At 54.5% G+C, this 25,591-nt stretch carries 18 protein-coding genes and 1 pseudogene; 5 read left to right on the top strand and 14 right to left on the bottom strand.

Annotation, left to right across the window (positions count from 1 at the left end):
- Nucleotides 1-5 precede the first annotated feature (5 nt).
- From recD to rppH, 12 genes are all read right to left on the bottom strand, one after another.
- Nucleotides 6-1,838: an exodeoxyribonuclease V subunit alpha gene (recD, locus tag L2097_RS24260; RefSeq protein ID WP_250353828.1), complete on the bottom strand. Its 1,833-nt coding sequence runs from the start codon at nucleotides 1,836-1,838 to the stop codon at nucleotides 6-8.
- Nucleotides 1,835-5,380, bottom strand: a complete 3,546-nt coding sequence (gene recB, locus L2097_RS24255; protein WP_250353827.1) for an exodeoxyribonuclease V subunit beta — start codon at nucleotides 5,378-5,380, stop codon at nucleotides 1,835-1,837. Before recB ends, recD begins: the two co-directional genes overlap by 4 nt.
- On the bottom strand, nucleotides 5,373-8,261 hold the full coding sequence (gene ptrA, locus L2097_RS24250; RefSeq protein WP_047369039.1) for a pitrilysin: 2,889 nt from the start codon (nucleotides 8,259-8,261) through the stop codon (nucleotides 5,373-5,375). The genes recB and ptrA overlap by 8 nt, the downstream gene beginning before the upstream one ends.
- A 157-nt stretch (nucleotides 8,262-8,418) precedes the next feature.
- A complete protein-coding gene (gene recC, locus L2097_RS24245) occupies nucleotides 8,419-11,790 on the bottom strand; it encodes an exodeoxyribonuclease V subunit gamma (RefSeq protein ID WP_250353826.1) in 3,372 nt (1,123 codons plus the stop codon).
- A gap of 12 nt (nucleotides 11,791-11,802) precedes the next feature.
- Nucleotides 11,803-12,123, bottom strand: coding sequence for a prepilin-type N-terminal cleavage/methylation domain-containing protein (locus L2097_RS24240; RefSeq protein ID WP_071845826.1), 321 nt, complete (start codon nucleotides 12,121-12,123; stop codon nucleotides 11,803-11,805).
- Nucleotides 12,093-12,515, bottom strand: a complete 423-nt coding sequence (locus L2097_RS24235; protein WP_047369037.1) for a DUF2509 family protein — start codon at nucleotides 12,513-12,515, stop codon at nucleotides 12,093-12,095. The genes L2097_RS24240 and L2097_RS24235 overlap by 31 nt, the downstream gene beginning before the upstream one ends.
- Nucleotides 12,512-13,075, bottom strand: coding sequence for a prepilin peptidase-dependent protein (locus tag L2097_RS24230; protein ID WP_250353825.1), 564 nt, complete (start codon nucleotides 13,073-13,075; stop codon nucleotides 12,512-12,514). Before L2097_RS24230 ends, L2097_RS24235 begins: the two co-directional genes overlap by 4 nt.
- On the bottom strand, nucleotides 13,069-13,533 hold the full coding sequence (locus L2097_RS24225) for a prepilin peptidase-dependent protein (protein WP_047369036.1): 465 nt from the start codon (nucleotides 13,531-13,533) through the stop codon (nucleotides 13,069-13,071). Before L2097_RS24225 ends, L2097_RS24230 begins: the two co-directional genes overlap by 7 nt.
- Nucleotides 13,534-13,713: 180 nt before the next feature.
- A complete protein-coding gene (gene thyA, locus L2097_RS24220) occupies nucleotides 13,714-14,508 on the bottom strand; it encodes a thymidylate synthase (RefSeq protein WP_250353824.1) in 795 nt (264 codons plus the stop codon).
- Nucleotides 14,509-14,514: 6 nt separating this feature from the next.
- The gene (gene lgt / locus L2097_RS24215; RefSeq protein ID WP_039077108.1) at nucleotides 14,515-15,390 is read right to left on the bottom strand and encodes a prolipoprotein diacylglyceryl transferase; all 876 of its coding nucleotides are present in this window, start codon (nucleotides 15,388-15,390) and stop codon (nucleotides 14,515-14,517) included.
- 225 nt (nucleotides 15,391-15,615) lie between these two features.
- Nucleotides 15,616-17,862, bottom strand: a complete 2,247-nt coding sequence (ptsP, locus tag L2097_RS24210) for a phosphoenolpyruvate--protein phosphotransferase (protein WP_047369034.1) — start codon at nucleotides 17,860-17,862, stop codon at nucleotides 15,616-15,618.
- 12 nt (nucleotides 17,863-17,874) lie between these two features.
- Nucleotides 17,875-18,405, bottom strand: a complete 531-nt coding sequence (gene rppH / locus L2097_RS24205; protein WP_047369033.1) for an RNA pyrophosphohydrolase — start codon at nucleotides 18,403-18,405, stop codon at nucleotides 17,875-17,877.
- Nucleotides 18,406-18,857: 452 nt separating this feature from the next.
- Between rppH and L2097_RS24200 the strand changes: the two are divergent.
- The 5 genes and pseudogenes from L2097_RS24200 to L2097_RS24180 form a co-directional block, all read left to right on the top strand.
- Nucleotides 18,858-18,932: pseudogene (locus L2097_RS24200) on the top strand (hypothetical protein); the annotation flags it as partial.
- Between the two features lie 151 nt (nucleotides 18,933-19,083).
- The gene (mutH, locus tag L2097_RS24195) at nucleotides 19,084-19,779 is read left to right on the top strand and encodes a DNA mismatch repair endonuclease MutH (RefSeq protein ID WP_047373176.1); all 696 of its coding nucleotides are present in this window, start codon (nucleotides 19,084-19,086) and stop codon (nucleotides 19,777-19,779) included.
- A 61-nt stretch (nucleotides 19,780-19,840) separates the two neighbouring features.
- Entirely contained in the window at nucleotides 19,841-20,554 is a 714-nt protein-coding gene (locus L2097_RS24190) for a TerC family protein (RefSeq protein ID WP_047369032.1), read from the top strand.
- Between the two features lie 144 nt (nucleotides 20,555-20,698).
- Nucleotides 20,699-20,917 carry a lipoprotein YgdR gene (ygdR, locus tag L2097_RS24185; protein WP_039077112.1) on the top strand — a complete coding sequence of 73 codons (219 nt, stop codon included), beginning with the start codon at nucleotides 20,699-20,701 and terminating at the stop codon, nucleotides 20,915-20,917.
- A 132-nt stretch (nucleotides 20,918-21,049) separates the two neighbouring features.
- Nucleotides 21,050-22,090 carry an NADP(H)-dependent aldo-keto reductase gene (locus L2097_RS24180; RefSeq protein WP_250353823.1) on the top strand — a complete coding sequence of 347 codons (1,041 nt, stop codon included), beginning with the start codon at nucleotides 21,050-21,052 and terminating at the stop codon, nucleotides 22,088-22,090.
- Between the two features lie 32 nt (nucleotides 22,091-22,122).
- On the opposite strand, the gene lplT is transcribed toward L2097_RS24180, so the two are convergent.
- The gene (gene lplT / locus L2097_RS24175) at nucleotides 22,123-23,316 is read right to left on the bottom strand and encodes a lysophospholipid transporter LplT (RefSeq protein WP_250353822.1); all 1,194 of its coding nucleotides are present in this window, start codon (nucleotides 23,314-23,316) and stop codon (nucleotides 22,123-22,125) included.
- A complete protein-coding gene (aas, locus tag L2097_RS24170) occupies nucleotides 23,309-25,468 on the bottom strand; it encodes a bifunctional acyl-ACP--phospholipid O-acyltransferase/long-chain-fatty-acid--ACP ligase (RefSeq protein ID WP_250353821.1) in 2,160 nt (719 codons plus the stop codon). Before aas ends, lplT begins: the two co-directional genes overlap by 8 nt.
- Nucleotides 25,469-25,591: the final 123 nt, after the last annotated feature.

The following is a 25,591-nucleotide window of genomic DNA, read 5'->3' as shown; positions in this document are numbered from 1 at the left end:
ATGTTCTACATCGTTTCAAAAATGGCATTCAGTCCGCTTCGCCGTTCGGTACGCGTGGCAATGGCCTGCGCCAGAATACGTTCATCGGCATACAGCGAGAGCCGCTTTTTCGCACGGGTAATCGCGGTATAGACCAGTTCTCTTGTCACCACTGGCACAATCTGGCCCGGCAAAATCAGGGCCGCATGATCAAACTCCGATCCCTGCGATTTATGTACCGTCATCGCCCAGGCGGTGTCATGCTCCGGTAAGCGGCTGGGCTGTACGGATTTCAGGCTGCCGTCAGGTAACGGGAACCAGACACGGATGCTCTGCCCCTGATCGAGCGCAATACCAATATCGCCATTAAACAGCCCCAGCGATGCGTCATTACGCGTGATCATGACCGGCCTGCCGTGATACCAGCGCGCATGTGCAGGGCGTGAAATCCGCCGCTGCCGGACCAGTGCCTGCTCGATACGATCGTTTAGCCCACTTACGCCAAATGGCCCTTCACGCAACGCACACAGCAACTGATATTCACCAAAAGCGGTGAGGACCTCTTGCGGCTGCGCGCCATCGCGAACCAGCCCGAGAAAACGTCCATAGCCTGCCAGCGCATCATCAATCATGCTCTGATAATCTTCTGTACTTTGCAGGTGTTTATTTTCGATATCGCTAAAGCCCTGGCCCAGCACCGCGCTTGCCGCCGCTTTATCGCCACGATTAACCGCCGCCGCCAGTTGCCCGATGCCCGAATCGCTGCCAAAGCGATAGCTTTTTTGCAGCAAGCACAGGCTGTCACGTAGCGCACTGGCCGAAGCGCCTTCTCCAGCGGGTACGGTCGTTCCTGTTATGCGCGACAACTGTGCAGCGCGCTCTGGAGTAAACCCTTTATTGACCCAGGCGCAAATATCTCCGAGTACCGCCCCAGCCTCCACTGAGGCTAACTGGTCGCGGTCTCCGAGGAAAATGACCCGCGCATGTTGCGGTAGTGCATCAATCAGCCGTGACATCATCGGCAGGTCAATCATGGAGGCTTCATCCACCACCAGCACATCCAGATGCAACGGATTGCCCGCGTGATAACGCAGGCGCTGGCTACCGGGTAGCGCGCCCAGAAGACGATGCAGGGTACTGGCTTCGTCAGGCAGCGTCGCCTTTTGTTTGTCAGTCAACGGCAACTGACGAAGCGCTGCACCTAATGATTCCGTCAGACGAGCGGCTGCCTTCCCTGTTGGTGCGGCAAGACAAATGCGACAGCGTGAACCATCGGCCATTTGCACCAGCGCGGCAAGCAGCTTCGCCACCGTCGTGGTTTTCCCGGTACCCGGCCCACCAGAAATCACCGACACGCGGCGAGTCAGTGCAACCGCCGCCGCCACCTTCTGCCAATTGATATCATCCGAAGGCTGAAACAGGTTATCCAGCGCCTGCCGCAAGCGGTTTTCATCTACCGCCAGGGGGTGATTAACCTTAGCAAAAAAGGCGGCAATACTGCATTCATTGCACCACATACGATTGAGGTAGAGCCGCTCACCCACGAGGATCATCGGCGTTGCCGCCTCCCCCTCACTAACGGCAGGCGAGGCCAGTAACGTCTTTCGCCAGTCCGCAGGATGACCAACCTCTTCATAAAGAGAGGCCAGTAACGGATGCGCTCTGGCAGGCAGGTTTTCCGGCGCTAAACGGGAAAGCGGTAAGCAGACATGCCCTTCTCCGGCGTCAAAGCTCAGCATCGCCGCCGCCAGCATCACCGCAGGTTCATCATCGCTGGCCACGGTCAGGGCGAACTGCACATCCAGAGGGCGTAATATTTTTAGCGCTGCGGCCTGCTGCAATAACGTACGCAGTTTCATTGCGCCACCTCCAGTGTTTCCCCGGCAAACAGGGCATCCATCTGGCTTATCAGTGCCGCGTCAGGCCGGGTGGTAAAAATCCCCTGCTGCGGATTACCGGGCTCGACACCACGCAGGAACAGGTAAATAACGCCACCAAAATGGCGCTCATAATCGTAATCGGCAATGCGGTGGCGCAGGTAACGATGAAGGGCGAGTGTATAAAGTTGATACTGCAAATCGTAACGGTGAGATTGCATAGCGGCAGCCATCGCCTCATGGGTATAAGCCTCGGCGGATTCTCCCAGCCAGTTAGATTTGTAATCCAGCAGGTAGTAACGCCCTTCATGGCGAAACACCAGATCAATAAACCCTTTCAGCATGCCGCGCACCTCGCGGAAATCCAGCGGCGGACATTCAGCAGACAACGGATCGTAGCGGCGAATCAACGCATCAAGCGCCCCGGCACGCAAATTTTGTGCAATCGGGATATAGAACTCCATCTCTACCTGCTTTTCCTTTGCCGTTAACTGATGCAACGATGCCCCCGTATCGGCAAGGGGAACGTGAAGGATCGTGTCGATCCATTCGCTGATAACCGGCTGCCAGTGCTCTTCAAAACCGCCGCGCTGGAGTTTCTCTGCCACCCAGTCAGGGGCAATCGGCTGGGTGAAATCCAGATCTTCAAACAGGCTATGTAAGAATGTCCCCGGCGATGCGCCGCGTGGGAACTGATGCGGCGTGAGCATCGGCTCGGCCAGCAGGTCTCGCTCCCCGGCGGCATCAAGGTCCAGGCGCGGCAATAAATCCTGCGCAATGCCATGCCCGCGCTGTTGCAGCCCTGAGTAACTGGTCACGCGCCAGTCATCACGCACGGTTCGTGTCATCTGGCGGGCCGTTAACACCTGCACGATATCTTGCGGCGCCTGCCAGCGAACGTTGTCCGGCGCATCAGGCATCAAAAGAGCGATATTCTCATCACACAGCGCCTCAATGCAGGCCCGAAGCCCCTGCGCATCGCGAGGCTGCCCCTGCTGGATAAGGCGCCCCAATGCGTTGAGATGGAAATCGCTGTCACCCGTTTTTTCGCCGCGACGACGAAAAATAGGGGCGATCCCCAGACTGCAATGCCAGACCGAACGCGTCAGCGCCACGTAAAGCAGACGCAGATCTTCCGCCAGGCGCTCCGTCTCCGCCAGCTCAATACTCTCCTCAGCCTTGCTGAGGTCCAGCACGGGCGCAAACGAGGTGCGGTCGTGGTAAAACGCCTGATCCTGAACGCGAAAATTGGCAATAAAGGGCAACCAGACCAGCGGATACTCCAGCCCTTTCGATTTGTGAATAGTGACAATTTTTACCAGATGTTTGTCACTTTCCAGGCGCAACTGCTCACTTGACGCATTCGCGTCCGGTTCGGCGATATGCTGTGCCAACCAACGCACCAGCGCATGCTCACTTTCTACCTGCGTGCCCGCCTCCTGCAGTAATTCGCTCAGATGCAAAATGTCCGTCAGGCGGCGTTCGCCACCCGGTGTCGCCAGTAGATTTTCCGCCACGTGGCGTGCATTCATTAATGCACGCAGCATTGGCATCACGCCGCGTTTAAGCCACATCTCCCGCCAGCCGGCAAACTCTTCCACTATTGCATCCCAGGCGACTTCGTCCTGGTTAAGCGTTTCGATATCCAGCGCACTCAAACCCAGCATGGAGGTCGCCAGCGCGCTGCGTAACGTATTTTCACGTTCCGGCGTAAGCACCGCCTGTAATAGCCAGAGAAGCTCCTGGGCCTCCGGCGTATCAAACACGCTGTCACGGTTAGAAAGATAAACCGAGGGGATATTAAGCAGACCCAACGCGTCGCGAATCAGTGACGCTTCATGGCGGCTACGGATCAGCACAGTAATGTCAGAGGCTTTCACAGGGCGAGCCGTTTTACCCTCATACAGCAACGCCTCCCCCTGTTGCCCGGCGATCAACCAGTCACGGATTTGCGCCGCGCATAGCTCGGCCATAAAGGTCTGATAATCTCCAACCCCAACGCCCTCGCTTTTCATCAGCCACATCGCCATCGCAGGCTGATTTTCACCTTTTATCGTAAAACGCAACGACTGGTTTTTCGTCGCTGACTTCACTGGCTGAAAAGGTATTTGCCGAAACATAAAGGCGTTTTCAGTCTGGCTAAAAAGCTGATTAACACTCTCCACCATTCCCGGGGCGGAACGCCAGTTGGTATCGAGCGTATAACGGGCGTTCACTTCATCGCGCGCTTTCATGTAGGTAAAAATATCGGCGCCACGGAAAGCGTAAATAGCCTGTTTCGGATCGCCAATCAGCAGCAACCCGCTTTCCGGCTGGCGGTGCCAGATACGACGGAAAATACGGTACTGCTGAGGATCGGTATCCTGAAATTCATCAATCATGGCGACCGGGAAACGAGTGCGGATCGCCGTTGCCAGCGCCTCGCCATTCGCACTTTGCAGGGCACTGTCCAGGCGACTCAACATGTCATCGAAACCGAGTTCGCCACGGCGACGTTTTTCTCTGGCCACCGCTTCACGGATTTCACGCATCGCGCTGGTTAACATCAAATCATTGAGCGTCAGCGGTGCATTCAACAGGGTTTCAATCGCGTCGAAGACGGCATGCTCCGGTACCACGCCGCCCTCTTTGGTTCGCTCACGCAGGAACGATTGAGCAAACTTTTCCAGCGCTTCCGGTAACTGATAACTGCAGGTGGTTTCAGCGGCCCAGGCGCTGATCTTTTCCATCCAGCGGGCCTGGTTGGTGCGATTGAATTTTTGCCGCATGATCCCGGAGCCTTCAATTAGCGGCCCCAACTCGTCCACGGACGCAAGCCATTGCTGTTTGACACTATCGATCCGGGCAATGATTTTCTGATGGCGACTCGCCAGCGTTTCATCTGCTGGCGGTGCGGCTTTGATTTGCGGCGCTTCACCCTGCAAATAACGATCGATGGCTTTGAGCAAATCATGGGGGCCTTTCCACGACTCATGAACCACCTGTGCCAGATCACGCGGCAAGGGGTAACAGTGGCGACGCCAGAAGTCAGCACAGGCCTGGTAGCGCAGCAGTGATTCATCTTCGATCAGTTGCTGTTCAAACAGCATGCCGGATTCAAAGGCATTGAGGCTAAGCATGCGCTGGCAAAAGCCGTGGATAGTAAAAATAGCCGCTTCATCCATCTGCCGTTCAGCAAGCATCAGCCACTGTGCGGCCTGTTGCTTATCGGTGATCTCATGCAACAGGCTGGCATACAACGGGTTGTCGGTTGTCTCGCGCAAACAGGCGATGCGAAGTTCATGGATATTGCTGCGAATACGTCCGCGAAGCTCTTCGGTGGCGGCCTCGGTAAAGGTCACCACCAACAGCTCTTCGACGTTGAGAAGGCGTGGAAAGGCGGCATTACCGCCTAAACCAAGCAACAGCCGCAGGTAAAGTGCGGCGATGGTGAAGGTCTTACCGGTGCCCGCAGAGGCTTCAATCAGTCGCTCGCCGGTTAGCGGCAAGCGAAGTGGATCAAGGGACTCAGCGGTTTCACTCATTTTTCTCGCTCATCAAGGGTAAGGATTGCTGCAACGCGCTGACGCTGTCCCAGACTTTCCACCCTTCGGGCTGCGCATATTCCGCCTTCCCACTTTGGCTTCCGGAAATCTGTGACAATACCGCCATGCCCTGCGGCTCAACCACCGCCTGATGGAAGAAATCGGCAAGTTTCTGCGGCGTCAGCAGTTTTATCTGAGCCACTACTTTATCACGTGAATCGAAGCGCATATTGCCCCGATCAAAATCTTTACTGAGTTTTGAGGCTTCTTCGCCCAGCGTCTGCGGTGCCTGTTGGATTTGCGCAATAACTCCTTGTTGGATTTGCGCAAATTCTTCCGGCTTCATGGCACGCAGCTTCGCTTCCGCAGTGGGGAAGAAGGCCTTATAACGCTCCCACAGCCAGGCAGGCTGCTTGCCGTTGCTCTGTAATAAGAAGCCCATCCCCCACTGACGGCCAATGCTCATCGGGAAGGCGAACACCGCATAACCAAGCTGCTCTTCGGTACGCAATTGGTTATAAAACCACGGCTGAATGATCTGCCCAAGCATTGCAGTGTAAGCCGAACTGGTGAATTCATCGAAACCAGACGGAACAAACACGGCGGCCAGGGCGGAATCAGTACTGTTGCCCGCTTTTTCGAACATCACTGACTGCGGTTTGTCGATCAGCACGTCTTTGTTGCGACACCATTCGCTGCCTTTCGCTCCCAGTTGATCCTGAACGCCGTGCGCCAGATCTTTGGTCTGCTGTTCGGTAAGGTTCCCCACCACCAGAAATTCAGGACGCGCATTGGTTTTCAGTGCATCACGATAAGTAAGGATGTCATCAAGCGTAATTGACGGCAGTAGCGCACGACGGTCTTCTCGCTGGAAATAAGGTACCTGAGAGAGCATCTGTACTGGCATGATAGCCTGATCAAAGGCTTTACCTTTATCTGCGGAGTCCATCATCTGCGCATACCAGGATTTCGCCTGTTCAAGTTGCTCTGCAGTCGGCGTATAGCTGAAATATCCCGCCAGTAACGCCTGGAACAACTGTGGTAAACGCTGGGTATAACCATTGGCGTTGAGCATCAGGCCATTATTGGCATTCGTCGAGAAACTAATGCCGCCTGCTGCCGCCTGATTACTTAACTGGTCCAGCGCGATCCCCGCCAGATAGTCGTTCAGGGCGAACAGCACCTGATTTTTCGCGCTATCCATCGCTTTTGGATTACGCAGCACAACGCTAACATCCGCTTTCGGTTCGTTCGCGAAGTAGCGGCTCGGCATATAGACTACGCGCAGGTTTGACTCGTCAACGATCAGCTCCGGATGGGTGTACTCTTTCGCCGGTTTGATCAGCGTAAAGTCATCCGGAATATACGGGTTAAGTTCAGGCGTTTTCAGCGCGATATCCGCCGACTTCTGCTGCCAGAGCGTAAACAGCTCCGGGGTGATTTTGTTCACCTGATAGGGCGCTTCGACAAAGTACGCCGTTTTGTCATGCGGTTCGTCAGGGCTGATATACCAGATACGGGCATTTTGCGGTGTCATTTCATCCAGACGCGCCTGCACGGCTTTGGCATCGTACCGATCGGCAATGTTTACCGAATCGAGCGTGTGGGCAACCGGCACGCGGATCATGGTGTCCGCCAGCCATTCAACGTACCCCATATCACGAGTGATCGACGGGTAGCGGAAATCGAGATCCAGAATGTGCGCCAGTTCGTCGAAATAACGCTTATCCACACCTTTATCGCGCAGCATAGTGAGATAGCTGAAAATGGCCGCCACCACCGTATCGCGGTTAGCCTGCCCTTTATCCGTCAGGGTGGCGGAGATAGCCAGTACACCGCTATTGCCGTTCACGACCGGGTCAGAATCCGCACGAATGCCTTCTGCCAGACCCTGTTTTTGCAGCCAGTCAGAGAGCGTTCCGGGACTGCGGTTGCCGATAAGATAGGTGATCAGCTCATCCGTTTTGCTACGGAATTGCGCGGTGTTGTTATCGATACGAAATTCCACACGCAGTACCTTACGTGGCACTGCCGGAACGTAGTGAATAATGATGCCCTTTTGCGCATCGGTGACGACCGGAACATTGATGGCAGGACGTTCAATGTTTTTATTCGGCACCCGACCAAAGGTCTCAACCGCAATTTTCGCCAGCTCCGGCAAAGGGCGATTACTGTAAATCACCGCTTTCATCAGATTGGCAGAATAGTATTTTTCGTGAAACGCGAGCAGCGCTTCGAGCACCGGACTGCCTGGTTTATCGCTCAGCGTTTCGAGATTGCCCCCGGAAAAGCGTGCGCCAGGATGCGCCGGGTTGATGGTCTCCGCGCTCACCTGCGCCATACGCATGCCGTCACGCGTACGCGCCATGGTTAGCTCTGCATTGACAGCATTACGCTCGCGATCGGCATATTTTTTATCAAGCAACGGTGCGGCTATCGCATCGGCCAGTCGATCAACGGCCCCTTCCAGCGCATTGTTTTCCACTTCCAGATAAAATGCGGTGCGATAGGGGGCGGTGCTCGCGTTATGGCTACCACCGTGCATTTTCAGAAATTCGGAGAGGCTGTCCGGCTGCGGGTATTTTTTCGACCCCATCAGGGACATATGCTCAAGATAATGAGCCAGGCCAGGATGTGCGGCCGGGTCTTCAAGGGAACCCACCGGGACAACGAGTGCAGAAAGAGATTTCACCGCCTGGGAATCAGAAACCAGCAGTACCACCATGCCGTTGTCGAGACGAATCGCCTGATACTGGCGGGTATCTTTATCGCTCTTACGGATAGTTTCCTGTACCGGCTGCCAACCATTGTCTGCCTGACTGTATGATGCCCAGAGGGCAAAGAACACAACGAAAGCTTTTAACCAGGTGCTGCGGGGCATTCACGAACCTCATCATTAACAATCCCGTCGCTTTCCAGCCATGCTGAAATTTTCAGGGCAAAACGTGCGTCGGCAGCATGCCGAACTCTTGGTATATCAGTCCGTGACCCGTCGCGCATAATAAAGGATGGTTCTTATTTGCGCAATTTTTATACAGTCATTTGGACTGATTAAATCGATACAGCGGTAACAAATAACGCTGAGACAGCGTCGTTATCTGCAGGTAATGCTCAGGTGTAAGGGTTCTCCACAGCCTCTGATACCAGATATCTTCACCTTCGCCGGTAGAAAACATACCGCCCTCATACGCTTGCAGGAATTTACTTTGCGCTTTTTGCAACGTTGTCTCATCCGATAACATGGCATCATTTGCCGCGTCGTAACAGGCTTTTATCCATGCACCGCCACTTTCTGGCAGCAGCAGCAGAGGTTTTGCCATCCCTTCGCGATAGCCTTCAATCATGAGCGCCAGATGTTGCAATGCGTCGTCCGGCGTCATCGCAGGGAAACGCCATTCGCCACCATTGCGGACGAATAACCGACTTTCCCCAATGCCGCCGCTAGCACAGTAGACAAGGTGCTCCAGCCAAAGTTGCAAACCCTGGGTGACGCTGAGTTTTGATGGTCGCCAGCGTAGCAGGCCATCAGGCTGCACATGCGCAAGCCATCCGCTCAAATGCACCCCCGCACACGCCAGATCGACCTCCATGCTTTGACCAGGTTGGCGCTGTGCGATAACCCGGTCTGCCAGCTCCTGCATTTCAAGCTGTTGGGCTTCCCAGATAATCTCGCCAAACGCGCCATAGGGCAATGCTCCTGCGGCGCGATAGTGACGGAAAAGCTTCTCAACATCCTGTTGCTCCACCAGCGTATTGAGCAATTCCTGGTTGAGCTGATAGCGACTTAATCCCTCAAGAATGAAAGGTTCGGCATCGGGAATATCACTCTCTTCCGGCCGGAAATTAACCCTCAGACGCATCTGGAAAAAAGCGCGTACCGGGTGCGCCCAGAAACGCAAGAGTTGCTCAAGCGTGAGCGATTCCAGCGCAAGAGGGGAAAGTTGCTGAATAAATTCCGGGTGGGCCGTGCCCTGCTGGCTTGCCGCGGGCAACCAGTCACTGGCAAAGCTTTGCCATTCGCCGGGTCGGAAATTGGCAGCATCAAACGGCATACGGGGGTGTAAATAACAGATATGCGCTTTAACGCGCTTTTCACTCTCATCGCAATTTAGCGCTTCATCACCCGGCAGACGGTGGCTTTGACCAATGTAATCAAGCAGTTCTTGCACCAGTACCGACGGGAAACGTTCGCTGTTGTCCTGAATCGAGCGACCGATATAGCTGATATAGAGTTTTTCCTGCGCGGATATCAACGCTTCAAGGAACAAGTAACGGTCATCATCACGGCGGCTGCGGTCGCCGCGCTGGGACTGATGGCTCATCAGGTCAAACCCAAGCGGCGCAAGGGTTCGCGGGTAGATACCGTCATTCATTCCCAGCAGGCATACCACCTTAAATGGGATGGAACGCATTGGCATCAGGGTACAGATATTTACCGGCCCGGCCAGGAAGCGCTGGCTGATACGCTCCTGATCGAGACGCAGCGCCAGCTCATCGCGCAGGACGGAAAGCGGAATCTCTTCGCCATACGCCGCATCAATCCCTTGCGCAATGATCGCCTGCCATTGCTGCTCGATAAGCGCCAGCGCGGCCTCGGTGTCCTGATCGGGCAGGAAAAAGTCATTGAGCATCTCCCGGCAGACCGGAAGCCACTCTTCAAGTGGTCGCGCCTGCGCCAGTCCCTGCCGCCAGGTATTAAGCTGCATGAGCAAGGAGGCGAGATGACCAACCAGCTCGGCAATCAGCCCGCTGGATTCATCATAGGGCAGAATGGATTGCCATTCCCCCTGACGACTTTCCATAGCATATCCCAGCAGCATGCGGGTTAGACCAAATTGCCACGTATGTTGTCCGGTCGCCGGGAGTTCCAGTTCGCGGACATTATCGTCATCCATACCCCAGCGAATGCCCGATTCATTGACCCACTGGCGCAGGTAACGCAACCCCTCTTCATCAATATTGAAACGCGCTGCCAGCACGGGGACATCCAGCAGAGCCAGTACATCTTCCGAAACAAAGCGGCTATCAGGTAATGACAACAAACTAATAAATGCCTGCAACGCCGGATGCGCCTGACGTGCACGGCGGTCAGAAATGGCGTAAGGAATGTAACGCTCACCGACAGCACTACCAAAAACGGACTGGATATATGGACTGTAGCTGTCGATATCCGCCACCATCACCACAATATCGCGCGGCGTCAGTGACGGATCGGCTTCCAGTATCGCCAGTAAATTGTCATGTAATACTTCTACCTCCCGCTGTGGGCTATGGCAGATATGTACCGTCACGCTACGATCGTCCGGCTCCAGCAGACGCTTTTTATCGCTTCGCTCATACTCTTCTGCGTTCACTCCTGCGACAGCGCTATTTTGCAATTCCAGCATGTCGTATTGCAGGTTCTGCAGAATATGCCCCGGCGTAACATCGACAAACGCGTCCAGGTCCTGGTAATTCTCCAAACCGGCAAGCAGGTGCACATAATCGCGCCCCAGTTTGCCCCACGAGGCAAGCAGTGGGTTTGGTAAATTTTGCTCGCCATCGCTGTTAAATAAGCCTTGTACAGCGCTCGCATCACGAAAAAGAGGGAGCGTTCGCTCATCGCGATGATGTCGACGCTGGCGTGTCAGCAGTTTGGCTAAAAAAGCGGGATCTTTAATATCGCCCCAGTAGTAGCGACAAGGGTTGGTAAAGAGAAGGTGTACGTCGATATGCTTACCCAGCGCCTGTAACGCCTGCAGATAGACGGGCGGCAGCGCGGAAATGCCACAGATAAATACGCGAGACGGTAACCCTGGCGGGCACTGCTCAGCTGACTCAAGCACATTGATAAAGCGCTGATAAAGATTGGCACGATGCCAGTGCGGCTGGCCAAGCTCGGCCGTATACTCCACCAGACGACGCCATAGAGGCGCCTGCCAGATTTGCGCTTCATCAAGGCCATCCACTTTTTCCCCGGCTTCCCATAGGGTAAGCCACTCCGGACGATAGACGAGGTATTGGTCAAAAAGATCCGCAATACGGGAGGAAAGCTGGAACAGCTTGCGCTTATCGTCGTCATCACTGAGGTAATGGCGCAGCATGGCAAATTCGTCCTGCTCCAGCATAGCCGGCAGCAGCGACATCAATTTCCAGCTCATGCTCTGTTTCGTAAATGCGCTCTCTTTTGGGATGTCCGGGAGGACACGCACAAACATATCCCAGATAAAACTGGCAGGAAGCGGAAAGTCGATATTGGCGGCAATGCCAAACTTTTGCGCCAGCGTCATTTGTAGCCATTGCGCCATACCCGTGCTCTGAACCAGCACCACTTCGGGTTCAAAAGGATCGCTGAGGTGATCGCGCTCAACGATAAACTCCATCAATGCTTCCAGCACATCCAAATGATTGGAGTGATAAACCCTTAGCATATGTGCTCCTGACTACAGGCTGTTCGGGCAAAATGTTCGCGTCATTTGCCCTTTTCTGCCCACTGGCGAAATGATAATTACCCTGATGCTGACACATCCCCGGTCGCTTGTCTGCTCCTTCTGTACCTGCCACCCTGCTGGCAGCGGCGGCGGATACATTTGTGCCTGTTGCCAGGCGTGGCGCCACAAAAGCCGGTACTGACTCCATGTGTGAAAACCGGCGGCGAGCGCACGATGATAGCCTCCCAGCGCCGTGACCACCATCACCAGTAAAACCATAGCCAGCAGCACTTCCGGCAGGCTCAATCCGCGTTGTTTTGTGGGATCTGACACAGCTCCGTTTCCTTATGTGGGCAAAAATCACTCCAGCCGTGCGCGGAAAACACGACATTGTTACGCGCAATGCGTCCGCCTCGCCATAAACGTTGTTTGCCACTTCCGACGGTTAATAACACAGTCTGGTCGCTGAGCACGCGCAGGCATGCCTGCCAGGGCTCACTGGGGTGTCGCAGACATTGCAACGCGGGTTCCCTGAGCCATGTGAGCCTTTGCGCCCACATCATCGCCGACTGCACTTGCGCATACTGGCGAAGGTGTTCGCTCTCGGTGCTCACCCGGCGAATATGCGTATTCAATTGCTGGCTTAGCCCATTAAGCATCAGGCTACCGAGTATCAGAATAAGCAGCACCAGCGCCAGTGACGAGATCCCTCGCTGACGGTTCATAAGTTAAAACCACTCACACTAAAGGCAGCAGAAACGTTCTGTGTTTCCCGGCCTTTAATTTGCCCCGCCAGACTTATGATAAAAACCGGGACAAAACCCGTGGTTTGCTGCCGGGTAAGAGAAAAATGGGAGATATTCACTGTATTGGGATCCGTCATTTTGTCCCAGCCTTTTCCCTCGCAGGACGTCGCGCCGCGCAGGGTTTCCAGTACGCCATTTTGCAGACGAAACCCCGTCTGGTCGGCATCACTGGCAGGCGATGTCTCCCATCGTCCATTGCTGTTAGCATCCCATTGCACCACCACGCAACTCCCATCACGCCCGATCGACAGGGGTTGTCCTGCACATTCACCATTGCAATACCCGGCACGCTGAATGTGTCTGGCAATCGTATACAGGCGCTGCCAGAGCTCATCCTCAAGCGTCTGATGAAGGGTCTGTTGCAACACGGCAAACTGTAACGCAGGAAGAAAGCGTGCCGCCGCCAGCAGGATGACGCTCCCTATCGCCATCGCCAGTAAGGTTTCAAGCAAGGAAAACCCCTGCTGTCGGGCTAACATGACTCATCCGCCATATACTGACACATCCGTATCCTCCCCCAGCCAGACACCACGATTCGCCACTCACCTGCGCTGCTTCCGACCCGGATATGCCCTCCCCATGCCGTATTACGCAGACCATAAAAACCTAATGAAGGTGTAATTTCCACGAGGTTAACCTCGGGCCACACCGGGCGCATAAGATACGGGGAATCGACAGAGCATCCTGTTTGTAGCCCCTGGGTATGCAGGCACCAGACATCTCCAGAACGGGATGCCAGAATCAGCCGCTCCTGGTTATGCCAGTTGGCATCATCACGCAGCATCTCCAGGAAATGCCTGACCTGCAGCGCGGTTTGCCATAAGCGCTGCTGGGCCTGCCAGTTACGCCAGCCGGTAAGCCCGATGCCGCTCAGAATCACAATCAGAGCCACCGCAACCATCGTCTCAATCAGGGTAAATCCATGTTCGTTTTTCATGACGGCAGTCTGGCGCGACGCAGCAGTCATGGCGAGCGGAAGGTGGCCGTTTTACGAGACGTCACGGAACAAACAGGCGGAGTTGCAGCGGGTTACAAGCGCTATGGAAGATATGCCGAAGAATGCGTATGAGGATAAAAAAACCGGCGCTCTGTGGCGCCGGTTATGCGATGCTGCAGGTCAGATAGCGACCGGGGCTTTAATCGCCGGATGCGGATCGTAACCTTCGATTTCAAAATCATCGAAGCAATAATCAAACAGCGATGCGGGCTTACGTTTGATTTTTAGCGTTGGCAGTGCGCGCGGTTCGCGGCTCAGTTGCAGGCGCGTTTGCTCCAGATGGTTGCTGTACAGATGGGTATCGCCACCGGTCCAGACAAAATCCCCCGGCGCCAGATCACACTGTTGCGCCATCATATGCACCAGTAATGCGTAGCTGGCGATATTGAAAGGCAGGCCAAGGAAGATATCGCACGAGCGCTGGTAGAGCTGGCAGGAGAGCTTGCCGTCCGCGACATAGAACTGGAAAAAAGCATGGCACGGCGCCAGAGCCATTTTATCCAGTTCGCCCACGTTCCAGGCTGACACGATGATACGGCGCGAGTCCGGATCCGTTTTCAGCTGGTTCACTACGGTCGAGATCTGGTCAATATGACGGCCATCCGGCGTTGGCCAGGCACGCCACTGTTTGCCATAAACCGGCCCGAGGTTGCCCTGCTCATCGGCCCATTCATCCCAGATAGAGACATTATTCTCTTTCAGGTATGCGATGTTGGTGTCGCCCTGCAGGAACCACAGCAGCTCATGAATAATTGAGCGCAGATGGCAACGCTTGGTGGTCACCAGCGGAAAACCGTCCTGCAGATTAAAGCGCATCTGATGGCCAAAAATAGAGAGCGTGCCTGTCCCTGTACGATCGTTTTTCGGGGTGCCCTCATTGAGCACCTTTTGCATCAGTTCTAAATACTGTTTCATGGTTCCTCAGGAAACGTGTTGCGGCGCACGACGACGATACGCCCAAACCATCATGATAATACCCGCAACAATCATCGGGATGGAGAGGATCTGCCCCATGCTGATGTATTGCACCCACGTACCGGTAAACTGTGCATCAGGCTGACGGAAGAACTCAACGATGATACGGAACGCACCATAGCCAATCAGGAACAGGCCGGACACCGCTCCCATCGGACGAGGTTTACGGATATAGAGATTCAGAATAATGAATAACACGATACCTTCCAGCACCAGTTCATACAGTTGGGAAGGATGACGCGGCAGCACGCCGTAGGTATCAAAAATGGATTGCCACTGCGGATGAGACGGCAGCAATGCGGCGTCTTCCGCGCGCGAACCCGGGAAAAGCATTGCCAGCGGGAAGCTCGGATCGACACGACCCCACAACTCGCCGTTAATAAAGTTGCCCAGACGCCCGGCCCCAAGGCCAAAAGGAATCAGCGGCGCAATAAAATCAGCAACCTGGAAGAAGTTACGTTTAGTACGTTTGGCAAAGACGATCATCACGACAATAACGCCGATCAAGCCACCGTGGAAAGACATGCCGCCGTCCCAGACGCGGAACAGATACAGCGGGTCATTGAGGAAGATCGGAAAGTTGTAAAACAGAACGTAGCCAATACGCCCGCCCAGGAACACCCCAAGAAACCCTGCGTAGAGCAGATTTTCAACTTCATTTTTCGTCCAGCCACTGCCGGGACGGCCGGCACGACGGGTTGCGAGCCACATAGCAAACACAAACCCGACGAGGTACATCAACCCGTACCAGTGGAGGGAAACCGGCCCAATTGAAAAAATTACCGGATCAAATTCAGGAAAACGCAGATAGCCACTATTCATCTGTCACCACAACAAGTTGTTATTCCGCCGAAAGTGGACAGCGGTATAGATGCGCGCCCGTTCTGGCGGGCGCTCCAAAGGCGCGAATAATAGCATAGTGCGGGCAGGCTTGATGCGGCGAAGTTGTAAAAGATATGTATACCCGTCATCCTTTGCGCCGCAGGTGCGTTGGCCTCTCCAGCGCGCCCCGGTCACAGAGTCATCTATGCTCCCGGGAGCTTGTGTCTATAACCCACCGCGAATCAGGCCACCCAGGCCACGACGCTCCATAAAAGCAGCGACCTGATGCCTTACTTCGGTAGCCAGTTGCGCATCAAGTGTACGGTTTGCCAGCGTTTGCGCCTCGGCGAAATCAATACGCCGCAGTAGATATTTAATACGCGCCACCGATTTACCATTCATTGACAGATGGCTAAAGCCAAGGCCAATAAGCACCGCCACACACATGGGATCTCCCGCCATTTCACCGCACAACCGCAGATCGATGCCCGCCCGCTCAGCTTCTCTGGCAATCATCGCCAGCGCGCGCAACACGGCAGGATGAAGGCTGTCATACATACTGGCCACGCGCGTATTGTTACGATCTACCGCCAGAATGTACTGGGTAAGGTCGTTGGTGCCAATAGAGATAAAATCGACCCGATTAGCCAGATGCGAGATCATAAACACCATTGATGGCACTTCAATCATCACGCCAATACGCGGTTTCGGTATGGCGTAACCAATCATCTCTTCGACTTCACGCCCGGCACGTTCAATCAGCCGTTTTGCTTCATCCACCTCATCAATACTGGTGATCATTGGCAACAGGATGCTGAGATTACCGGTGGCAGCATTTGCACGCAGCATTGCGCGCACCTGCACCAGGAAGATTTCTGGCTGATCGAGCGTAATACGGATGCCACGCCAGCCCAGGCATGGGTTCTCTTCGCTTATCGGCATATATGGCAACTGTTTATCCGCGCCGATATCCAGCGTACGCAGGGTCACGGATTTATCGTTAAACAATTGCAGCATGCCCTGATATTGCGCGACCTGCTCTTCCTCCGACGGGAAACCACTTTGCAGCATAAAGGGAATTTCGGTGCGATAAAGCCCGATGCCGTCGATTCGGCTGCCGAGCTTCTCTTCATGCTCTGGACTTAGCCCCGCATTGAGCATCACCCTAATGCGCTCGCCGCTTTTAAGCTGCGCGGCGAGGTTCACATCATCTTCCGCAAGGCGGGTTAATTCATTCTCTTCGGTGATAAGCCGCTGGTATTCCTGCAACAATACCGGCTCAGGATCAACCAGCACCTCACCACGATAGCCGTCCACCACCAGCGTGCGACGATGCAGCACTGAAGGCTGAATATCCGCCCCCATGACCGTTGGGATCCCGAGCGCACGTACCATGATCGCCGCATGGGAGTTGGATGCACCATCGCGCACCACGACGCCCGCGAGCCTGTCATGCGGCAGCTCAGCCAGCGTCGTCGCAGATAATTCATCGGCAACAAGAATAAAGCGTTCCGGCCAGGTATTGGGACCCTGAATATTATCATCCAGATGAAACAGTAAACGCTGGCCGAGCGTGCGCAAATCGCCAGAGCGCTCTTTCAGATAACCGTCACTCAATGCCGCAAACTGCTCGGCGAAACGCTCAATGACCGTTTTGACTGCCCATTCAGCGACCAGACCTTTATCCACCTCGGCAAACAGCTCACGGCGCAGACGCGCATCCGAAAGCAGGTGTGAGTAAAGATCAAAAATCGCCGCCGTCTCTTTTTGCGCCCCCGCAGAAAAGCGCTTGCTGTAACGGCGAAACTCTCCGGCCGCCGCTTCCAGCGCGCTGGTCAGCCTTTCACGTTCGAGGGTTGTGTTAAGGGTCGAGGCTTCATAGACCTGTTCCATCAACGGCAGGGTTTCATCCATCCAGCCTTCGGCGATCGCCACGCCGGATGATGCCGGGAGCGCGCGAATACGCGTCTGGCGATACTGACCAAACAACGCGGTTAATTGCGACTGGGAGAGAATAGCCGCCATTTGGGTGGCCAGCGTTACCAGAAAGGACTCTTCACTTTCATCGTACTGGCGCAGTTCGCGTTGCTGAACAACCAGAACACCAAGAAGCTGACGACGCTGAATAATCGGCACACCAAGGAAAGCGCGGAAACGCTCTTCTTTTACGGCAGGGATGTATTTAAAACTGGGGTGTTTTTGCGCATCAGCAAGGTTAATAGGTTCCGCCAGCCTGCCTACCAGGCCGACGATACCTTGATCAAATGCGAGAGTGACCGTACGCCCGCGCGGCTTTTTTAAACCGCGAGTCGCCATTAAGTAATAACAACGCCGGTCATGGTCTGCGAGGTAGACGGAGCAAACTTCCGTCTCCATCGCCTCGCAAATATCTGTGACCAGTATTTCCAGCGCTTCGTTCAGTCGCGGCGCGCTGGCAACTTTTTCAACGATTTCTCGCAAGCGGGTGAGCATAATGTGCGTGGCTTAACCTCTTTTACGTCGCCAGGCAGGTGCGCTTTGCGGCTTAGGCGGAATCTCCTGAAGCGCCATCACGGCCCCTGCAAACTCTTTCATCACCCGTCGATAGACGTCGCGTTTGAACGACACTACCTGACGAACAGGATACCAGTAGCTCACCCAGCGCCAGCCATCAAACTCGGGGGTACTACTGGTTTGCATATTGACATCAGCATCACTGCTGACCAATTGCAGAAGAAACCATTTTTGTTTCTGGCCGATACAGACCGGCTTTGTATCCCAACGCACCAAACGTTTCGGTAACTTGTAACGCAACCAGTTACGGGTAGAAGCAAGGATTCGAACATCTTTACGATTTAAGCCTACTTCTTCGAACAGTTCCCTGTACATCGCCTGCTCCGGAGACTCGCCTGGGTTGATTCCCCCCTGGGGAAACTGCCAGGAGTGCTGCCCGAAGCGTCTGGCCCACATGACCTGGCCCTGTCGATTACAGATTACGATACCCACATTTGGGCGGTAGCCATCGTCATCAATCACCGGACTACCTCAAAATAAACCTGAATTAATCGATTGTTTCACACTCGTGGAAAACGGTAAACCACTCAATTGCGACGGAACAAACGGATAACATTTGAATAACTCACAATTATCGGCAAAGTTATAAACAGACATCCCCTCGCATGTCGGGTTTTATTCACCTTTTCTGTGGATAGACTTGTGAAGAACCGGAGATTTAACATTGGAAAACCCGGAGTAGTCTGAATATACTAGCAATCAGCTCAATGAATAAATATCTTAAATTCATTTAGTTAAGATGTTTATTTCTCTGTTTACATCCCATAATGTGATGATCGTCACTATAGCGATCCTTGTACTGATGAAAGATCGAACAACGTCGTTTTTATCCACAGATTATGCCAATAAGTTAGGCACATTTTGTGCAGAAATTCGATTTTCGTCGCACGTCAAGGCTGTAAATCGAAACAGTAGTGCCACTTTTACCCAGTTATCCCATTTTTCTGTGGATAACATGGTGTAAGATCCTGTTTATTGTCAGTGACCAGATTTGAACAACCGCGTATTGTGTTGCGCAACGCCGCCTTTTTTACGGAAAATTATCTTAAGAATCAGTGCATTCATCAGGACGGGTGGAAAAAAATCGCAGTCATCGATAGTGTGCATAATTGCAGTTCATTTTTTAATCAAGGCTTTAGCATGTCCGCCATACAACCTTTAACATCGTCTCCCGAGTCCGAAATCCAGTTGCTTACCCAGGCACAATCGCTCGCAGGCTATACCCTGGGCGAGCTCGCTCTGCTTGCCGGGCTGCCCATTCCCCGCGATCTCAAACGCGATAAAGGCTGGACGGGGATCCTGCTGGAACAGTGGCTCGGTGCCAGCGCCGGCAGTAAACCGGAGCAGGATTTCGCGGCGCTGGGCGTAGAGCTAAAAACGATCCCCATCGACAGCGCGGGTCGCCCGCTGGAAACGACTTTTGTCTGCGTCGCCCCGCTAACGGGTAATACAGGGGTGGTCTGGGAAACCAGCCATGTACGTCATAAATTGCGCCGTGTGTTATGGATTCCCATAGAAGGTTCGCGCGACATTCCCCTTGCCGAACGACGCGTGGGCTCACCGCTGCTGTGGAGCCCAAATGAAGAGGAAGAGAACCAGTTGCGTATGGACTGGGAGGAGTTAATGGATCTGATTGTACTGGGCCAGGTTGAGCGTATTACAGCGCGGCACGGTGAGGTATTGCAGTTGCGTCCGAAAGCGGCAAACAGCAAAGCGTTGACTGAGGCCGTCGGCACGCATGGCGAGCCTATTCTGACGCTGCCGCGCGGTTTCTATCTGAAAAAGAACTTCACCGGAGCCTTGCTCGCCAGACATTTCCTGGTGCCCGGGGATTAATTTTTACCTCCGCGCGGCTGGCGCTTATAATCAGCCTTTCTTTTTTGGCAGGACTTTATAGATGTTATTTGCATGGATTACCGATCCCAACGCCTGGCTTGCCCTTGGCACGCTAACGCTGTTGGAAATTGTGCTTGGAATCGACAACATTATTTTCCTCTCACTGGTGGTAGCGAAGTTGCCCACCGCACAGCGTAACCACGCCAGAAGGCTCGGTCTGGCTGCCGCGATGGTGATGCGATTACTGCTGCTGGCCTCAATCGCCTGGGTAACAAAACTGACCACGCCGCTCTTTACCGCATTCGAACATGCGGTATCTGCGCGCGATCTGATCCTGTTTTGTGGTGGTGTGTTCCTTATATGGAAGGCGAGTAAAGAAATTCACGAGACGATCGAAGGTGGTGAAGAGGATCTGAAAACCAATGTCCACTCCTTCTTTGGCGCAATCGTACAGATTATGCTGCTGGACATTATTTTCAGTCTCGATTCCGTCATTACCGCGGTTGGCCTGTCCGATCATCTGTTTATTATGATGGCGGCGGTAGTGATTTCAGTGGGCGTAATGATGTTTGCCGCACGCCCTATCGGCGAGTTTGTAAACCGTCACCCCTCGGTCAAAATGCTGGCGCTCTCCTTCCTGATTCTGGTGGGATTCACCCTGATTCTGGAAAGCGTCTCGATTCATGTACCGAAAGGGTATATCTACTTTGCGATGTTTTTCTCTATCGCAGTGGAGACTCTCAACTTAATGCGCGGCAAGAAAAACCCCCTGTAATACAACGCTTCCCCGTAAGGGGAAGCCGTTCTTCCCCTCCCTTTCCGTCCGCCGCCACACTTTAAGATTTTCTCCCTTTTTTCTCCCGGTACATCACGTTATTACTAGAATGATGTGAGACACGGGCCAAATGAGGACAGAACGATGAAAAAATGGGCAGTGATTATCTCTGCAGTTGGATTGGCATTTGCGGTTTCAGGTTGCAGTAGTGATTACGTCATGGCAACGAAAGATGGCAGGATGATCCTGACTGACGGCAAGCCAGAAATTGACGATGAAACCGGCCTGGTCAGTTATCACGACCAGCAAGGCAATAAAATGCAGATCAATCGTGATGACGTTTCCCAGATCCTCGAGCGCTAACAATCTTTAAAAAGGTCAGTGACCTGCTGACCTTTTTTGGCCTCCCCTCTTTCCCTTTGTTCTGCCCTCTGCCATGTTTATATTCCTTTGTCAGGACAACTGACGCAGTACAGTAAGTAAAGGAAGCCGGCTATGCATTATCACCGTATCCCCCACAGTTCACTTGAAATAAGCACCCTGGGGCTGGGCACAATGACGTTTGGTGAACAGAACAGCGAAGCCGACGCCCATGCACAGCTTGATTACGCCATCAGCCAGGGGATCAACCTGATTGATGTCGCAGAAATGTATCCCGTCCCCCCGCGCCCAGAAACGCAAGGACTGACCGAGACCTACGTCGGTAACTGGCTGGCGAAGCGCGGCAATCGTGAGAAACTCGTCCTGGCCTCGAAGGTCAGCGGCCCCTCGCGCAATAATGACAGCGGTATTCGACCAAACCAGGCGCTGGATCGGAAAAATATCCGCCTCGCGCTTGAAGCCAGCCTCAAGCGCCTGCAAACCGATCATCTTGATCTTTACCAGGTGCACTGGCCACAGCGCCCAACCAACTGTTTTGGTACGCTGGGCTATAAATGGACGGAATCCTCCCCTGTCGTCACGCTGCTGGAAACGCTGGAGGCGCTAACTGAGTTTCAGCGTGCGGGTAAAATCCGCTATATCGGCGTCTCGAATGAAACGGCCTTTGGCGTGATGCGCTATCTGCAACTGGCGGAAAAACATGAATTACCGCGTATCGTCACTATTCAGAACCCCTACAGCCTGCTCAATCGTAGCTACGAAGTCGGTCTGGCTGAGGTGACGCAATATGAAGGGGTTGAGCTGCTGGCCTACTCCTGCCTGGCGTTCGGCACCTTAACCGGTAAGTACATGAACGGGGCGAAACCTGCCGGTGCGCGCAATACGCTGTTCAGCCGTTTTACCCGCTACAGCGGCGAACAGGCGCAAAAAGCGGTTGCCGCCTACGTGGATATCGCTAAACGCCACAATCTGGACCCGGCGCAGATGGCGCTGGCCTTTGTGCGTCGTCAGCCGTTCGTTGCCAGCACCCTGCTGGGCGCAACGACCTTAGAACAGCTGAAAACGAATGTGGAAAGTCTGCATCTGACCCTCAGCGAAGAGGTGCTGGCAGAAATTGAAGCGGTGCATCAGGTCTATACCTACCCGGCACCGTAATCTGAATCAGGCCGGGTTACCCGGCCTGCATCTTAGCGGCGGCGTTGCCAGATCCACAGTGCCGCGATTGCCAGCGCAAACAGTACGCCGAACCCGACACCTACGCCGACCACCGGTATCCCCACTTTGACCGCCAGGGAGTAGAGGCCCAGCATCAGCAGCATGGCGGTGTTCTCACCGAGATTTTGAACCGCAATGGCGTTACCGGCGCCCACAGAACGCTTGCCGCGCTCCTGCAACAGCGCATTAAGCGGCACCACGAAAAAGCCGCCCAGCATGCCAATAAGCAGCAGAATACCGTATGCCGGTAACACAGCATGTTGTAACGAAAAGAAGGTCACCGCCACACCAATCAGGATCCCGGCAGGCATACAACGCGCCACCGTCTCAAGCGTGACCAGTCGGGCAGCAAGCCCGGCCCCCGCCACAATCCCCACCGCCACCATGGCATTGAGATAGGTCGGCGTGGCGTTATCCGTAATGCCCAGAGCCACCGGTACCCACAACACCAGCAGGAAACGCAGCGTCACGCCCGCCCCCCAAAACAAGCTGGTGCCGACCAGTGAAAAACGCGTCTCGCCATTGCGCCACAGCACAGAACAGGCAGAGAAAAAACTGCGTGTCATCGGGGTGAAACGCCAGGATTGCCCCGGACGCGCGGCTGCCAGTTTTGGGATCATCAGGTTTGCTGCCACCGCGCCCGCATAGACCAGCGCACAAACGCCCAGCGAGGCCAGCACGTGCCAGTCAGCCAGAATACCGCCCGCCACTGAGCCCAACAGGATCGCGGCAATCGTCGAGGATTCCATCAATCCGTTTGCTTTAACCAGTTTGTCGCCGGTTGTCAGTTCGCCGAGGATGCCATACTTCGCCGGCGAATAAGCCGCCGCGCCGATGCCCACCAGCGTATAGCCGATGAAAGGATTAATCCCGACGCAAATACTGGCCGCCCCCAGCAGCTTAAGGCCGTTGGCAACCATCATCACGCGCCCTTTAGGAAAGCTGTCGGCGATCTGCCCGACAAACGGGGCGAAGACGATGTAAGCGCCCACAAACACCATCTGCAGGATCGGTTGACTCCAGTCGGGGTAAAACTCCGCTTTCAACAGCGCCAGGGTGGCGAAGAGCAGCGCATTATCGCCAAAAGCCGACAGGAACTGGGCGGCAATGACCGCTTTCATCCCCTTCGACCACAGTGAAGTGTTAGTGGGTACTGACTCATGCATTTTGGGTTTCCGCCTCTTCAACCATGCCTTTTAACGTCACAAAGTCAGGCTTCCCGCTGCCCAGTAACGGCAACTGTTTGAGGAAGCGAATATCACGCGGAACCGCCAGTTCCGGCACGCCTTGCGCACGCGCCTGCTGCTGGAGTTTCTCGCGCGTCAGTTGCTCATCGGTCGTGAACAGGACCAGCGCCTCGCCTTTACTGGCATCAGATTTGATCGCCGTGGCGTGCATCTTCTCGGGCGATACCGCCAGCGCCAGTTGCTCGACCATCTCCAGAGAAATCATCTCACCCGCAATCTTGGCGAAACGTTTGGCGCGCCCCTGAATTTGCACATAGCCTTGTTCATCAAAGCGCACGATGTCGCCTGTGTCGTACCAGCCGTTTTCCAGCTCACCCTGGGCATTTTCCGCCGCAGGGGCTTCCAGCACACCGGGTTTCTCCACGCGCAGATAGCCATTCATGATGTTCGGCCCTTTCAACTGCAGGCGCCCACCGTCATCAATCCCCGGCACTTCGAGCAAGCGCGCGTCCATTCCGGGCAGAATACGCCCAACCGTACCGGGCTTCGCCGCCATCGGCACGTTGATCGACACCACCGGCGCGCACTCGGTTACCCCGTAACCCTCCAGAATGCGCAGACCAAATTTGTCCTGCCAAAGTTGACGCGTGCTGTCCTGCAACTTCTCTGCCCCTGCCACCACATAACGCAGGCGGAAAAAGTCATACGGATTGGCGAAGCGGGCGTAGTTACCAAGGAACGTCGAAGTACCGAACAGCACGGTGCAGTTCCGGTCGTACACCAGCTCCGGCACAATGCGGTAGTGCAGCGGGCTTGGGTAGAGGAAGACTTCTGCCCCGGTCAGCAACGGCGTAAACAGCCCCACCGTCAGACCAAAAGAGTGGAACAGCGGCAGCGCCGACATAAAGCGGTCATTGGCGGTGAAATCCGCAATGGTGCGGATTTGCTCGACGTTTGCCAGAATACTTTTATGGCTGTGGACCACCCCTTTCGGGTTCCCCTCAGAGCCGGAAGTAAAGAGAATGATCGCCGCATCTTCGGGTTTTTGCGGCACCTGCGCCAGATGCGGCATCAGCACGCGGCTAAAGATCCACAGTTTATCTTCCAGCGTGATGCTGCCTTTTAAATCCTCCAGATAGACCCAGCGCACCTGGGTTAACTGTTCCGGCAGATGCCAGAGCTTCCCTTTGTCCATAAAGGTCCGCGACGTGAATACCGTTTTAATTTCCGCGGCGGTGATGGCGCTGGTCAGCCCTTTCACCCCGGCTGTGTAATTCATCATCGCCGGAATACGCCCGCGGGCGATGGCACCAAAAATTACCGCAGCGCTGATACCGGCATTCGGCAACATCAGGCCGATTTTCTCGCCCTGAGCAGTGTATTTATCGAGAATACGGGCGACAAACAGCGTTTTGGTCAGCAGCTTACGGTAGCTGTCAGGGGTGAAATTGATATCTTCAACACAGTGCTTTCCCGCGCCATAACGATATTGTGCGGCGAGGAAGGCGTCGAATAAGGTTTCACGCGGACGCACCGCCATGCGGGCTTCCATCATAATCTGATGCAGCATCTCACCGGCAATTTTACGGCGATCGCGGGCACGCGGCGCTTCCGGCATCGGCAGTTGCGTTGGTGGCAGAACATGCAGATGAATACGCGGGAAAAAGCGCTGTTTAACCAGTCCTTTCAGGCGGCTGAAAAAGGTCAATTCCGCCCCTTCAATACGGACCGGCACGACCGTTGCCGCCGACTTAGCCGCCACAAATCCCGCACCGTCGTAAATTTTCATCAGCGATCCAGAGACTGAAATGCGCCCTTCCGGGAAAATCACTACCGGCCGCCCTTCGCCAATCAAACGAACCAGATGTTTGATGGACATTGGCTTCGTCGGATCCAGCGGCACAAAGTCGATGATCGGCTTAAGCCAGCGCATGTACCACTGCTGGCTGATGGAGGTATAAACCGCAAAGACCGGACGAACAGGAAGAAAGAGCGCCAGCAAAATTCCATCAATAAAGGAGACATGGTTGGGGACAATCAGCACGCGCTCGCCATGCAGCGCCTGTGTATTACCCGTGAGCTGCACGCGGAACAGGACGCGAAAGAGGCCACGAAAAAAGCCAAATAACATTTCAACTCCTTTTGTTAGTCAATTCGACAGGTTATGCATAAATTGTGGCAGATTACACGAGAAGTGGGGGGTGGCAAAACGCGGGCGAAAAAAAACCTGCGCATCCGCGCAGGTTGGTGCAAG

Source organism: Citrobacter sp. MNAZ 1397, from assembly GCF_023613995.1.
Lineage (GTDB): Bacteria > Pseudomonadota > Gammaproteobacteria > Enterobacterales > Enterobacteriaceae > Phytobacter > Phytobacter ursingii.
This window is presented reverse-complemented; position numbering and strand designations above follow the sequence as displayed.